Raw genomic sequence first — 13,685 nt, 5'->3', positions numbered from 1 at the left:
TTATTCCACTCGACGGGATTGAAACTAGCATGCAAAGTACTCAGAAGGTGAAAATGATGAAAGCTCGCTACGATTGGAAAAGTATTAAACGTTGGTTCAAATTCAAATATTTACTTCTTTTACGTGCCAAGGGCGGTCCTTCCATGGTAGCAAGAGGCTTTTCGATTGGACTATTTGTTGAGATGTTCACATTACCGACTGCAGGGTTTGCGTTTGTTCTTATTTTTCCATTGGTTTATCTACTGAGAGCAAACTTGCCTGCGGCTTTAATTGGCTTTGTGTTCGGTAAAGTCATCTATATACCTTTTTCCATTCTTAATAAGCAGGTCGGGGAATATTTAGTGCCGAAGCATTTTAAGATCTATCTGATCCACCATCTACCGCATCTCCTCTCTAATATTATTCGTAGCGGTTTGGATTTAATTGTCGGTGGGATGGTCGTAGGTCTTTTCCTTGGTATTATTGCTTATTTCCCAGTCGTGCTTCTGCTCAAGTACCACACGAATCGCCGTAAAGAAAAACGTAGAATACGTAAAGATCAGTTAGCTCCTGGTGAATCAAAAGAATAGAAATAAATTAGCGCTTGACGAAATCTCGTCAAGCGTTGTATATTTACTTTAGCGGTTAAAAGCATAGAAGCGTAGAAGCGTAGAAGCGAACTAGCGTTGAAGCGTGTTAGTGAAATGATAATCAATTATTCAATAATAAATGAAATAGGAGCGTGGATCACATGATCGCAATTACATCAAACAAAACTTCGGATGAGCGTATTCAGGAAATTGTGCAATTTATCGAAAAGCAAGGGGTTCAAGCGCATGTTTCCAAAGGTGAGGATCGTACAGTAATTGGGATCATTGGTCAAGCGGATCCGAAATTAGCCGAACAGCTTCGTCAAATGTCAGGCGTTGAGCAAGTTGTGAAAATCTCGAAGTCCTACAAGCTGGCTAGTCGTGATTTCCATCCTGCCGATACAGTTATTTCTATTAAAGGTGTTGAAATCGGTGGGGAACAACTTGTTGTCATGGGTGGCCCTTGCGCAGTTGAAACACCAGAGCAAATCGATGAGATTGCTCGCTTGGTGAAAGCTGCTGGCGGACAGGTGCTACGCGGCGGTGCTTTTAAACCAAGAACAGGTCCATACAGCTTCCAAGGTGTCGGTGTTGAAGGTTTGATCATGATGGCGGAAGCGGGTAAGAAACATGGCCTTCTTACCATTACAGAAGTCATGACACCGGAGTACGTGGATGTATGTGCGGAATACGCGGACATTCTGCAAGTAGGTACGCGTAATATGCAAAACTTTGATCTCCTTCGCAAATTAGGAACAATTCAAACGCCGGTATTGCTCAAGCGTGGATTTAGCTCTACGTATGATGAATTCTTGAATGCTGCTGAGTACATTCTCGCAGGCGGCAATCCGAATGTTATGCTTTGTGAACGCGGAATCCGTACATTCGAGACTTACACAAGAAATACGTTAGACTTGTCAGCGATTCCAGTACTTAAATCGTTAAGTCACTTGCCGGTTATCTCAGATCCAAGTCATGGAACAGGACGCAGAGAGTTGGTAGTTCCGATGACGAAGGCATCTGTTGCAGCTGGAGCGGACGGGTTAATCATCGAAATGCATACAGATCCGGACAATTCAATGACAGGAGACGGCGTACAATCGCTGTTCCCAGATCAATTTGCCCATTTGTTATCTGATCTTGAGAAACTTGCTCCATTACTTGGTAAGAAGTTTGATACGAAGAAAGAAGCCATTTTGGCGTAATATACGGTTTTCATAGGCATGGAATTTCTTCATAAGGAGAAATTCCATGCCTGTTTTTGGATTTATGGCAATTGTGGGAAAATAGTGTAAGAATAGCTTACACTCCTTTAAAAAATACCTGACATGAGTATTGACTGTGTTAGAGGAATCGCTATATAATATGTGAAAGAAAACAAGCAAAAGTTGAACATTAATCATGCAAAGTACGTTGAATGTACGGAAATGGGAGGGTTTTTTAAATGTCAGTTCAAAACGTGTTGAACCTTATCAAGGAAAAGAATATTGAGTGGGTAGATTTTCGTTTCGTAGGTCTTGCCGGTAAAGCACAACATATCTCACTACCAGCTACTGAAGTAGATGAAGAAACTTTCGTGAATGGCGTAGCTTTCGACGGTTCGTCCATCCCAGGATTCCGTGGTATTGAACAATCTGACATGGTAATGATGCCAGATACGGAAACCGCTTATGTGGATCCTTTCACAGCACACCCTACTTTGATTATTATGAGCAACATCCATACACCTGAAGGCGACCGTTATGACCGTGATCCACGTAGCATCGCTCAAAAGGCTGAAGAATATTTGCAAACAACAGGCGTTGGTACAACAGCATACTTCGCACCAGAATCCGAATTCTTCATCTTTGATGATGTTCGTTTCGAAAATGGTATGAACAAATCCTATTTCGAAGTTGATTCCGAAGAAGCTGGTTGGAACACAGCTCGTAAAGAAGAAGGCGGCAACCTTGCTTATAAAGTTCCAGTAAAAGGCGGTTACGTTCCAGTAGCTCCTATGGATTCTCAACAAGATATCCGTTCCGAAATGTGTAATAAGCTTGCTGATGCAGGTCTTCGCATTGAACGTCATCACCATGAAGTGGCAACAGCTGGTCAAGCTGAAATCAACTTCCGTTTTGACACATTGACTAAAACAGCAGACAACCTGCTTAAATACAAGTACATCGTTGCTAACACAGCGAGAGAATATGGTAAAGTTGCAACTTTCATGCCGAAACCACTATTTGGTGACAACGGTAGCGGAATGCACGTTCATATGTCCATCTTCAACGAAGGTAACCCATTGTTCTACGAAAAAGGCGCATATGCGAACCTTTCCGAAATGGCTATCAACTACATCGGTGGTATCCTGTATCACGCTCCAGCGTTGATCGCGATCACGAACCCAAGTACAAACTCCTTCAAACGTCTAGTTCCTGGTTACGAAGCTCCGGTAAACCTTGTATTCTCCAAAGGTAACCGTTCCGCAGCAGTTCGTATTCCAATCGCAGCTGTGACACCTAAGGGTTGTCGTATTGAGTTCCGTACACCAGACAGCACAGCTAACCCATACCTTGCTTTCGCAGCAATGTTGATGGCTGGTCTTGACGGTATCAAAAAGAAAATCGATCCACGTGCTCTTGGATACGGTCCTTTCGATACAAACATCTATGAAATGTCTGATAGCGAGAAAGCTGAAATCCGCAGCGTTCCTGGTACATTAGACGAAGCTTTGGATGCACTTGCAGCTGATTCCGACTTCTTGCTTGAAGGCGGCGTATTCACACAAGATTTCATCGATAACTACATCGATTTGAAACGCGGCGAAGCGAAACAAGTTGCAATCCGTATTCACCCGCACGAGTACAACCTTTACTTCGATTGCTAATCATTAGCACTTACAGGATAGGATCATAGGAACTGCCCCTTCATAGGACGCTATGGAGGAGCAGTTTCTTTTTATTCTTATAATATTAATTATCATCTTATAATAATTCTAAATAAGTATGTACAAATTGGAATTGTCAGGTATAATTATCGGTAAATAAACAGTTAAGGAAGGAAGAATTTACGATGAAAATTGCGATTGTTGCAGGAAGCAATCATGGAGCTGCTACGAGTACAAGACTTGCCACATATATTGAGTATTTGGCAACACAAGATCAACATGAAGTAACACTAATAGATCTATATAAGACGCCATTACCTTTCTATACACCTGAAGATGATGGCAATGATCACCAAGCATTAGGGGCGTTTAAACAGGCGATGTTGTCCGCCGATGCCATTGTCTTGGCAACGCCTGAGTATCATAGTGGAATGTCCGGTGTACTCAAAAATGCGCTTGATCATGTTGGACAGGATCACTTCCATAACAAAGCTGTGCTGTCCGTCAGCTCCTCAGGTGGAGCGGTTGCTGTCAGCTCGCTGACACAGATGCAGACGACAGTCCGAAACCTACATGGGATTAACAGTCCAGAATGGATTTCGATTGGTGGCGAGCAACGCAAGAGCTTCCATGTAGACGCCAACTTCAAAGACATTCATCCGGATGTCGATAAGCGAGTACGACGTGTTGTTGGATCCTTCCTACAGCTTGCCGGGCAGCTCGTGGGATCAGCGAAAAAGTAACATTTCGATCCCGTGTGAATACGAATTTAGGTAACCAAGTCACTAGACTTGGTTATTTGTATTTCTACATACTTTTGACACATTTATATGGTACAGTATGGAAAAAAATGAACGGCGGGGAGATCATGGGCGTCCAGTGGACCAACAAGGAAGTTGTTCATCTTTTACTGCGTGCGGGATTTGGCTCTACGAAGGAAGAAGTTGCAGCTTGCTTGGCGCTAGGACGGGAGGAAACGGTTCGACGTTTAGTAACGGGTGAAGCGTTGATCGACAAGGCTCCGAAGCTAGCCTCCTTTGACCAGTTTCATGCGGACGGGAAGAAAGCCTTGGATCCGCTCTTACTCGTAGATCAACAGATGTACTGGCTTTATCGGATGGTGAACTCACCTGCGCCGCTCATCGAGAAGATGACGTTGTTTTGGCATGGACATTTCGCGACGGCGAATTATAAAGTGAAAGATGCGTCGCTCATGGCGAAGCAAAATGAACTATTCCGTCAATATGCATTGGGGAATTTCAAAGAGCTGCTCGTCGAAATCGGCAAAGATCCTGCCATGATGATTTGGCTGGATGTGAATCAGAATAAGAAAGGCAAGCCGAATGAGAATTATGCCCGTGAGGTGATGGAGCTATTCACACTTGGCATCGGTCACTACACCGAAATGGATGTGAAGGAATCTGCGCGCGCTTTTACAGGCTGGACGTACAATAAAAATGATCATAAGGTCAACTACAACGCCAAACAGCACGATAACGATGCCAAGACGTTGCTCGGGGAAAGCGGCAAATTAGATGCAGACGATGTGATTGATATCTTATTTCATCAACAAGCATTGCCAACGTTTCTAGCGACGAAATTGTTGAACTATTTTGCAACAGATACACCTTCGGATCTTTGGATTCAGACCTTAGCGGGATTAATCACTCAGAAAAATACGGTGGGGGAAGTGCTTCAGGAACTATTCATCTCCGATGAATTCTACGCAGATTCCATTCGGATGTCGCTTATTAAAACACCAGCAGACTATATAGCGGGTATCCTGAAATGCTGCAATCTCTCTGTCGCCAAGGGGCATGTACAAGCGATGCGAAAGATGGGGCAGGAACTATTCGTCCCTCCTGATGTTGCAGGCTGGAGAGGGGGCGCCTCTTGGCTCACAACGAACTGTTTGTTGGCAAGGTATCAGTTCGCCGAGGGCATCGCAAAGCAAATGAACGGACAACAGCTGAATTCGCCAGCGTTCCAACCCAATCAAGCGGAGTCACCTATCGAGTGGGCGAAGCGCTATGCAGAGCTCATGGGCATCTCGGACTTATCCGAACAAACACAAGCCAGTTTGCGTGCCTACGCCGATGACACTATTGTACATACAACCCAAACAAAGCAAAAACTAACCGGCTTGCGAGGTCTCCTGCAGCTTGTTTTGATTAGTCCTGAAGCTCAGATGAAATAGGGGGGAAACTTGTGAAATTAACGAGAAGAGATTTTCTGATCAAAGGTACGGCGTTATTCGCAACCCTCGGGCTTGGCGGTGCACTTTTCACAGAAACGGGTAAATCCCTATGGGCAGGCAGCTCCGAAACTAGCGTAGAGGACCCAGTGTTGGTTGTTGTGCAGTTAAGCGGCGGCAATGACGGGATCAATACATTGATTCCATATGGACAGGGCCTCTATTATGATTCACGGCCTACGCTTGCCTATGGACAGAAGGAAATATTGGCGCTCGATTCTCACGTGGGCTTACATCCTAGTCTTACAGGGTTAGCAGCGTTGTATAAATTAGGTAAAATGGCTATTATACAAGGAGTTGGATATCCAGAGCCTAATCATTCACATTTTCGCTCTATGGAAATTTGGCAAACCGCGGAGCCTGCGAAAATGAGCCGCAGCGGCTGGCTGGCACGATATGCGGAATCTTCCTTACAGAGGAATCCAAATCCGCTAAAAGTGATTCAAATAGGCGGATCAGGCAGCAAAGCCTTCGCCTCTGATCAATCAAGCTTTCCAGTGATTCAATCCCTGGAGTCCTATCATGTATTTGATCCTAAGACAGCGTTGATGGACAAGAATAGAATAACCAAAGCGTTCTTGGATATGTATGGGGCATCGAATTCACCCAATCAATTGCGGGTCATTTCTGCTCGAGGATCGGAAGCCTATAAGAGCGTTGAAGCGATCCAATCGCTGGCTGCCACTTATACGAAGAAAATTGAGTATCCCAATACGAATTTTGCAAGGGAATTACAGCTTGTAACGAAACTGCTGGCTGGCAAATCAGGGACGCGGCTCTTTAATGTAGAAGTAGGTGGATTCGACGATCATGCGGATGAGAAACTGCAGCATGCACAAATGCTGACGCAGGTCGATGAAGGGCTAACTGCGTTCTATCAGGACTTGCAGGCACAGGGGCTGCAGGATCGCGTCGCTGTGATGGTGTTCTCCGAATTTGGACGTCGAGTTAAAGAGAACGGCAGTGGTGGAACCGATCACGGAACAGCGGCACCGATGTTTGTCATTGGCGGCAAGGTGAAGGGCGGTCTATACGGCGCCTATCCGAGCTTGAGTAACTTAGATAATGGAGATTTGAAATATGAGGTTGATTTCCGTTCTGTCTATAGTACATTAATTAACTCGTGGTTAAATGGGGATACAGCTACAGTGCTAGGTAAAACGTATGAAAATTTAAAGTTCATTTAACTTGTAGGAGGTGCACGGTTGGAACTAGCGGCAATTTCAGATCATATTGCGGAGGGGATGCAAATTCTCTTCGTTGGCTATAATCCGAGTATTCGATCAGGGGAAACCGGGCATCATTATGCGAATCCGAGTAATCGATTCTATCGCATTTTGTTGCAGGCGGGTTTAACGCCAAGGCTCTACAAGCCGCAAGAGGATGGCGATCTGCTAGAAATCGGTTATGGCTTCACGAATATTGTGGCACGCCCTTCTTTGACAGCAGCAGAAATTACGGCAGACGAGTATCGCGAGGGCAGACATATTCTAAAAGAGAAAATTGAGACCTACCGACCCAAGGTAGTTTGTTTCGTGGGAAAGGGTGTCTATGAGCAGTATAGCAGCCGAAGAGGCATCTCCTGGGGGAGTCAACCGCTGCCAATGGTAGAAGGCGTTATTGATTATGTGTGTCCGTCTTCTAGCGGGCTTGTGCGAATGAAGCTGGAAGATATGGTAGCGATTTATCGAGGAATTCTGACAAGTCTCGTATAGCCTGTTTGAGGTTTTACTTGATGCTTGCACAGAATATTGCTATCATAGCCATAATACAAAACGCAAAGGTGTGGTCACTCATGGGAAACAGGGCCTATAACTTTAACGCAGGGCCTGCGGCTTTACCTCTCGAAGTACTTCAGAGAGCACAAGAAGAGTTTGTTGATTTTAAAGGCATTGGCATGTCCATTATGGAAATTTCTCACCGTAGTTCGGAATATGAGCAAGTGCACAATGAAACACAAGCGTTATTGAAGCGTATTTTTGGTATTCCTGATGGGTACCAAATTCTCTTTTTGACAGGTGGAGCGAGCTCTCAGTTCTCCATGATCCCTATGAATTTCTTGAAGCCAGGCAAGGTTGGCAGCTATGTGCTGACAGGCGCTTGGGCTGAGAAGGCTGTGCAAGAAGCAGCACTATTCGGAGAAGTTTCTCTGGCGGCTAGTTCGAAAGAACAGAAATTTATGAAAATTCCTGCTTTGAGTGACATTAACTTAGATCCGAATTCAGCTTACCTGCACATCACGTCCAATGAAACGATTGAAGGCGCGCAATTCCAAACCTTCCCGGAAACAGGCAACATTCCTCTGATCGGTGATATGTCCAGTGATATCTTGAGCCGTCCAGTTGACGTTTCCAAGTTCAGCATGATCTATGCGGGAGCACAGAAGAACCTTGGACCATCTGGTGTGACTGTTGCGATTATTAAAGACGATCTACTCGTTGATTTGCCAAAAACAATCCCAACCATGATGCGTTATGAAACGCATAGCAAAAACAATTCCTTGTATAACACACCGCCAGCTTACTCCATTTATATGGTGAATCTGGTGTTGAAATGGATTGAAGAGCAAGGCGGATTGACGGTTATTCAGAAGAATAATGTAGAAAAATCAGGCCTTATTTATAACGCAATTGACAGCAGCAATGGCTTCTACCGTGGACCTGTAGATCTAGGAAGCCGTTCTGCGATGAATATTACGTTCCGCTTGCAAGATGAAGAGCTAGAGAAGAAGTTCATTAAAGAAACCGAACAGCAAGGGTTCGTTGGCTTGAAAGGTCATCGCAGTGTCGGTGGTCTACGTGCTTCCACGTACAACGCAGTTCCTTACGCATCATGTAAAGCACTTGCTGATTTCATGACGGATTTCCAACAACGCAACAGTTGAGAAAATGAATTAAGCTATTCATGGCACCCTCGTGTGCGCGTGAATAGCTTTTTTTGTGCTGAGGCATGTATTTTCGATCGAAGGGTTTAGAAGCCTGTAGAGAGTCTCTGAGCAGCTTTAAAAGCGGTAATTGGAAGATGAGTTTGGACTAGATCTAGTAGAGGATGAATGTCCTAGTCATTTCGACATATCCGAAAAAATCAAGTAAAAAACGAAAATATTTTTTCTAAACCCATCGAGCCACGCCCCGTCTAGGATTGCGTGTTTTGGAATTGTAAATAGGTCGTATTGCTCGTTGACAAACACAATATATTGATATAAATTTGAATCTATCAACTAGATGTCGTGATAAAAAGCGCATTGCGAGATTGCTAGCAGAAGGCTCAAATCGAGCCGAAAATCAAGCAAAACCGCAGGTTCCAAGCTTTTTTGACCGCTTACGGAGTCGTGAAGCAAATGCAGATTCTGTCGATTAATGGGTAGACGAACTCGCGAATGACAGACGATAGAATTAGTATCTTTACTACATATAGGTTACCCTCAAGTGATGGCACAAGATAGAGAATTGACAATGATAGGAGACGGAAGCTATGTTGATTGCTTACGATTCGAAGACTGGAAATGTTCGCCGTTTTATTGCGAAGCTCCAGATGCCCGCGGTTCAAATAGAGGAAGCGATGACAATGGACGAGCCATTCGTACTCGTGACGTATACAACTGGCTTTGGACAAATTCCTCCCAAGGTAGCTTCTTTCCTAGAAAGTAATTCTTCTCGTCTTCAAGGCGTTGCAGCAAGCGGTAATCGCAACTGGGGAGACGGCTTCGCCAAAAGCGCAGATACGATCTCAGCACTGTATGATGTTCCCGTATTAACCAAATTCGAATTATCCGGCACTAAAAATGATGTAGAACGATTTGTTCAGGGGGTACAAGCAATTGCGGCACATTGAACTTAATAATGAATTAATGCAACGCGGTACGGATGGTTTTTTTCAATTAGAGAAGGATAAAGAAGCTGTTAAGGTGTTCATAGAGGAAGTCCACAGCCGAAGCCTCACATTCCCCGATACCTCTTCGAAGGTTCGTTATATGATCGACAATAACTTCTACGAGAACGTTTATGACAAATACACCGAAGATGAAGTTAACAGCGTGTATCAAGTGGCACATGACAATCAATTCGAGTTCGCATCGTATATGGCAGCTTCGAAATTTTATACAGATTACGCTTTGCGCAGTGATGATAAGACGTTGTACCTGGAGCATTTCCCTGATCGCGTAGCGATCGTAGCCTTGTACTTGGGTCGCGGAAACGCGGAGATAGCACGCGTACTTGCCCTATCGATGATGGAGCAGCGCTTGCAGCCAGCGACACCTACGTTCTTGAACGCAGGCAAGAGCCGTCGCGGTGAATTAGTATCGTGCTTCTTGTTAGAAATGGATGATTCACTGAACTCCATCAACTATGTATTAGCAACGTGTATGCAGCTTTCCAAAATTGGCGGCGGTGTTGCCGTGAACTTATCGAAGCTTCGTGGGCGCGGTGAAACGATCAAAGGCGTTGAGGGCGCGGCGAAAGGAATTATTCCTGTTCTTAAGCTGATGGAAGATGCGTTCTCCTATGCGGATCAAATGGGTCAACGCAAAGGCTCAGGCGCGGCGTATTATAACATTTTTGGCTGGGACGTCATGGAGTTCCTTGATAGTAAGAAAATTAACGCGGATGAGAAATCCCGTTTGAAAACACTCTCGATTGGTCTTATTGTACCGAATAAATTTTATAAGTTAGCGGAGGAGAACAAGCCTCTACATATTTTCGCTCCTTACACGGTTCTGCAAGCCTATGGCAAGCACATGGATGATCTGGACATGGATGAGATGTATGATGAACTCTTAGCGAACCCGAAAGTAAAGAAGAAAGTCATCATGAATGCACGTGATATGCTGACCAAAATTGCGACTACTCAACTGGAATCCGGTTATCCATATATGATGAATCGTACGAATGCGAATAAGGATCATGCTTTGAAGGGGATTGGGACGATCAAGATGTCCAATCTGTGTACAGAGATTTTCCAACTGCAAGAAACGTCCGAAATCAATGATTACGGTCAAGAAGACACGATTCTTCGCGATATCAGCTGTAATCTAGCTTCGATGAATATTGCCAATGTGATGGATCGTAAAAAGCTGCGCGAAACAGTGCACGAAGGCATGATCGCTCTAACTTCGGTGAGTGATATGACGACGATCCACAATGCGCCAGGTGTTGCCAAAGCGAACCGTGAGCTGCATTCAGTCGGTCTTGGCGTTATGAATTTGCACGGCTATTTGTCCAAGAACAAAATTGCTTATGAAAGTGCTGAAGCGAAGGATTTCGTTCGCACCTTCTTCGCAGCGATGAATTTCTATTCCATTGAGAAAAGCATGGAGATTGCCAAAGAATCCGGACAAACGTTCGAAGGCTTTGAGCTATCGGAATATGCGAATGGGAACTATTTTACCCGTTATACAGAAATAGATTACCGTCCGCTCTCGGATAAAGTGAAAGCATTATTCGAAGGCATGCCGATTCCGTCACCTAGTGATTGGAGAGCGCTGCAAGCTGACGTTCAGAAGCACGGTCTTTACCATGCGTACCGTTTGGCAATAGCGCCGACACAAAGCATCTCGTATATCCAAAATTCAACATCCAGCGTTATGCCAATTGTTGAACCGATTGAAACACGTACGTATGCGAATTCGACAACGTATTATCCGATGCCATTCATGGCTCGTGACAATTTCTTCTACTATAAATCCGCTTATCAAATGGATCAATTCAAGATTCTTGACCTCATCTCGGAGATTCAAACGCATGTGGATCAAGGGATCTCGACCATTTTACACGTAAACAGTGATGTTTCAACAAGACAACTTGCTAGATTATACCTGTATGCGGCACACAAAGGACTTAAATCGCTCTACTACACACGAACCAATCAGCTATCTGTTGAGGAATGTGTAAGCTGCTCAGTATAATTAGGAAGGGGACTACCACTTATGACAAGTGCACCAACGATCAATAAACCTATCGTCAAAAAAGCGGTGAATTGGAACCGGCCCGATGATGATTTCACGATTACGTTTTGGAACCAAAATATTATGCAATTTTGGACAGATGAAGAAATTCCATTGTCTGATGATAAAATGTCCTGGATTACACTAAGCAACGTTGAACGTGAGCTCTATATGAAGGTACTTGGCGGTCTGACTTTGCTCGATACCATGCAGGGCGGCGTCGGGATGCCGAAGATTCTTGAGCATGTGGATGGATTGCAGCGCAAAGCTGTGCTTAGCTTCATGGGGATGATGGAGCAGATCCATGCGAAGTCTTACAGTTCGATTTTCACAACGCTGTCTACGACAGAAGAGATCAACGAGCTGTTTCAATGGGTGGAGCGGAATCCACACTTGCAGTTTAAGGCGAATAAGATTTCACATTACTATGAGAATATTAATACGACCAAAGAGCTGTATCTAGCGATGGCTTCGTCAGTTCTGCTAGAAAGCTATTTGTTCTATAGCGGTTTCTATTATCCGTTGTACTTGGCTGGTCAAGGGAAAATGACAAGCAGCGGCGAGATCATTGACTTGATCTTACGCGATGAGAGCATCCATGGGTTGTACATAGGCGTGCTGGCACAAGAAGTCTACGCGGAGCTTAGCCCTGCCGAGCAGGACGAGGCGTACGCGACGTTGTGTGCGCTGTTGAAAGAGCTTCATGCGAATGAAGAAGGCTACACGGATAGTCTGTATGGACCGCTGGGTCTGGCGGACGAAGTGAAAGCATTCCTGCGCTACAACGCGAACAAGGCGTTTATGAACTTGGGCGTTGAACCGATGTTCCCGGAAGAGGATATCAACCCGATTGTATTGAACGGACTAAGTACGAAGACGAAGCAGCATGACTTTTTCTCCAAAAAGGGCAATGGTTACGTGCGCACGATTCACGTTGAGGCTCTGACGGACGATGACTTTGTATTTTAAAATGTAAGCATATAGAGGATGATGGACCACTCAGCGGTTGCTGGGTGGTTTTTTTCTGTTTGTGACATGCTGGCTGCGAATAGAGTGTGAGTACTTGTAAGGGTAGAAGTAGTGTGGTCAGTTGAGTAGCTAGATCTTCAAATAAATGTAAAATATAGAGCTAATATTGACTGATTTTCCTTGGATTTAGTGAATATATGGAAAATGTACAGCTAATTGGAGGATGATCGGGCGTTTGGCGGAATATAGCGGAAATTAACTGTAGGGAATCCATCTATTGCTTTCGAATGCCGAGAATTGGCAAAAATAACAACATAAAATCCATTAAATTTGTATATGGCGGTGGAGATAGGTTTGGGTATTCTAGGTTTGAGTATTCAGTCTCAAGGCTGATTTACTGCGTAACAATGTTATGTTAATCTGAAATGGCGAAGGAGGGATGTACGTTGGATGATGATTTGATATCAAAAAAGGAGCTTCTCGAGCTAACAGGGATATCTTATGGTCAATTATATCGCTGGAAACGCAAAAATTTAGTTCCTGAGGAATGGTTTATACGAAAATCAGCGTTTACGGGGCAGGAAACGTTCTTTCCGAAGGGGCAGATGCTGGCGCGAATCGATAAAATTATAAATATGAAGGATGATTTATCGCTAGATGAATTAGCGGATGTGTTCTCTATGGTGCCAAATGACATGAAAATAGACAAATTAGAGCTAATCAAACGAAACATTGTTTCTCTGCAAACAATAGACTATGCAACTCCATTTTTGGGAGGGACCGCGGTATTCAGCTTTGAAGAAACGTTGTTTCTGTTCCTATTAGAGGATTGCTTACAATCCGGTGAAATGAGCCTGGATGAAGGGAAACATTTGCTTCTGACGATGCAAGAGCAATATGCCAAGTTCGAAGGCAAGCCTTGTGATCTGATTTATATACGTAAGATGGGCTTAACTTTATTTCTACTCGTTACGACAGGCAGTGAGTTGTTCTTCGAGCAGGGCGTAAAGGTCGTACTCCGGGTGCAGGTTGCGAAGAAGATTGAAGAACTGAAGCTGAAAATAACAACAACGTGAGGAG

12 protein-coding genes are annotated in these 13,685 nt (G+C 44.3%); all 12 read left to right on the top strand.

Features of this window, described 5'->3' with window-relative positions; all coding sequences use genetic code 11:
- The first annotated feature begins 29 nt into the window (after positions 1–29).
- On the top strand, positions 30–569 hold the full coding sequence (locus GC096_RS09555; RefSeq protein ID WP_171630018.1) for a DUF2062 domain-containing protein: 540 nt from the start codon (positions 30–32) through the stop codon (positions 567–569).
- A 161-nt stretch (positions 570–730) separates the two neighbouring features.
- Positions 731–1,774, top strand: coding sequence for a 3-deoxy-7-phosphoheptulonate synthase (gene aroF / locus GC096_RS09550; protein WP_056609517.1), 1,044 nt, complete (start codon positions 731–733; stop codon positions 1,772–1,774).
- Between the two features lie 239 nt (positions 1,775–2,013).
- Positions 2,014–3,438 carry a type I glutamate--ammonia ligase gene (glnA, locus tag GC096_RS09545; protein WP_171630017.1) on the top strand — a complete coding sequence of 475 codons (1,425 nt, stop codon included), beginning with the start codon at positions 2,014–2,016 and terminating at the stop codon, positions 3,436–3,438.
- Between the two features lie 185 nt (positions 3,439–3,623).
- Positions 3,624–4,181, top strand: a complete 558-nt coding sequence (locus GC096_RS09540; RefSeq protein ID WP_171630016.1) for an NADPH-dependent FMN reductase — start codon at positions 3,624–3,626, stop codon at positions 4,179–4,181.
- A gap of 125 nt (positions 4,182–4,306) precedes the next feature.
- Complete coding sequence (locus GC096_RS09535) at positions 4,307–5,635, top strand: DUF1800 domain-containing protein (protein ID WP_171630015.1); 1,329 nt, start codon at positions 4,307–4,309, stop codon at positions 5,633–5,635.
- An 11-nt stretch (positions 5,636–5,646) separates the two neighbouring features.
- Complete coding sequence (locus GC096_RS09530) at positions 5,647–6,879, top strand: DUF1501 domain-containing protein (protein WP_171630014.1); 1,233 nt, start codon at positions 5,647–5,649, stop codon at positions 6,877–6,879.
- 18 nt (positions 6,880–6,897) lie between these two features.
- Entirely contained in the window at positions 6,898–7,407 is a 510-nt protein-coding gene (gene mug / locus GC096_RS09525; RefSeq protein WP_171630013.1) for a G/U mismatch-specific DNA glycosylase, read from the top strand.
- Between the two features lie 80 nt (positions 7,408–7,487).
- Positions 7,488–8,576, top strand: coding sequence for a 3-phosphoserine/phosphohydroxythreonine transaminase (gene serC / locus GC096_RS09520; RefSeq protein ID WP_171630012.1), 1,089 nt, complete (start codon positions 7,488–7,490; stop codon positions 8,574–8,576).
- 590 nt (positions 8,577–9,166) lie between these two features.
- Positions 9,167–9,526, top strand: a complete 360-nt coding sequence (gene nrdI / locus GC096_RS09515; protein ID WP_056609533.1) for a class Ib ribonucleoside-diphosphate reductase assembly flavoprotein NrdI — start codon at positions 9,167–9,169, stop codon at positions 9,524–9,526.
- Positions 9,513–11,597, top strand: coding sequence for a class 1b ribonucleoside-diphosphate reductase subunit alpha (nrdE, locus tag GC096_RS09510; RefSeq protein ID WP_171630011.1), 2,085 nt, complete (start codon positions 9,513–9,515; stop codon positions 11,595–11,597). The genes nrdI and nrdE overlap by 14 nt, the downstream gene beginning before the upstream one ends.
- A 21-nt stretch (positions 11,598–11,618) precedes the next feature.
- On the top strand, positions 11,619–12,605 hold the full coding sequence (gene nrdF, locus GC096_RS09505; RefSeq protein ID WP_171630010.1) for a class 1b ribonucleoside-diphosphate reductase subunit beta: 987 nt from the start codon (positions 11,619–11,621) through the stop codon (positions 12,603–12,605).
- Between the two features lie 446 nt (positions 12,606–13,051).
- Positions 13,052–13,681, top strand: coding sequence for a YhbD family protein (locus tag GC096_RS09500; RefSeq protein ID WP_171630009.1), 630 nt, complete (start codon positions 13,052–13,054; stop codon positions 13,679–13,681).
- The last annotated feature ends 4 nt before the right edge of the window (positions 13,682–13,685 follow it).

Source organism: Paenibacillus plantarum (assembly GCF_013141695.1).
Classification (GTDB): Bacteria; Bacillota; Bacilli; order Paenibacillales; family NBRC-103111; genus Paenibacillus_E; species Paenibacillus_E plantarum.
This window is presented reverse-complemented; position numbering and strand designations above follow the sequence as displayed.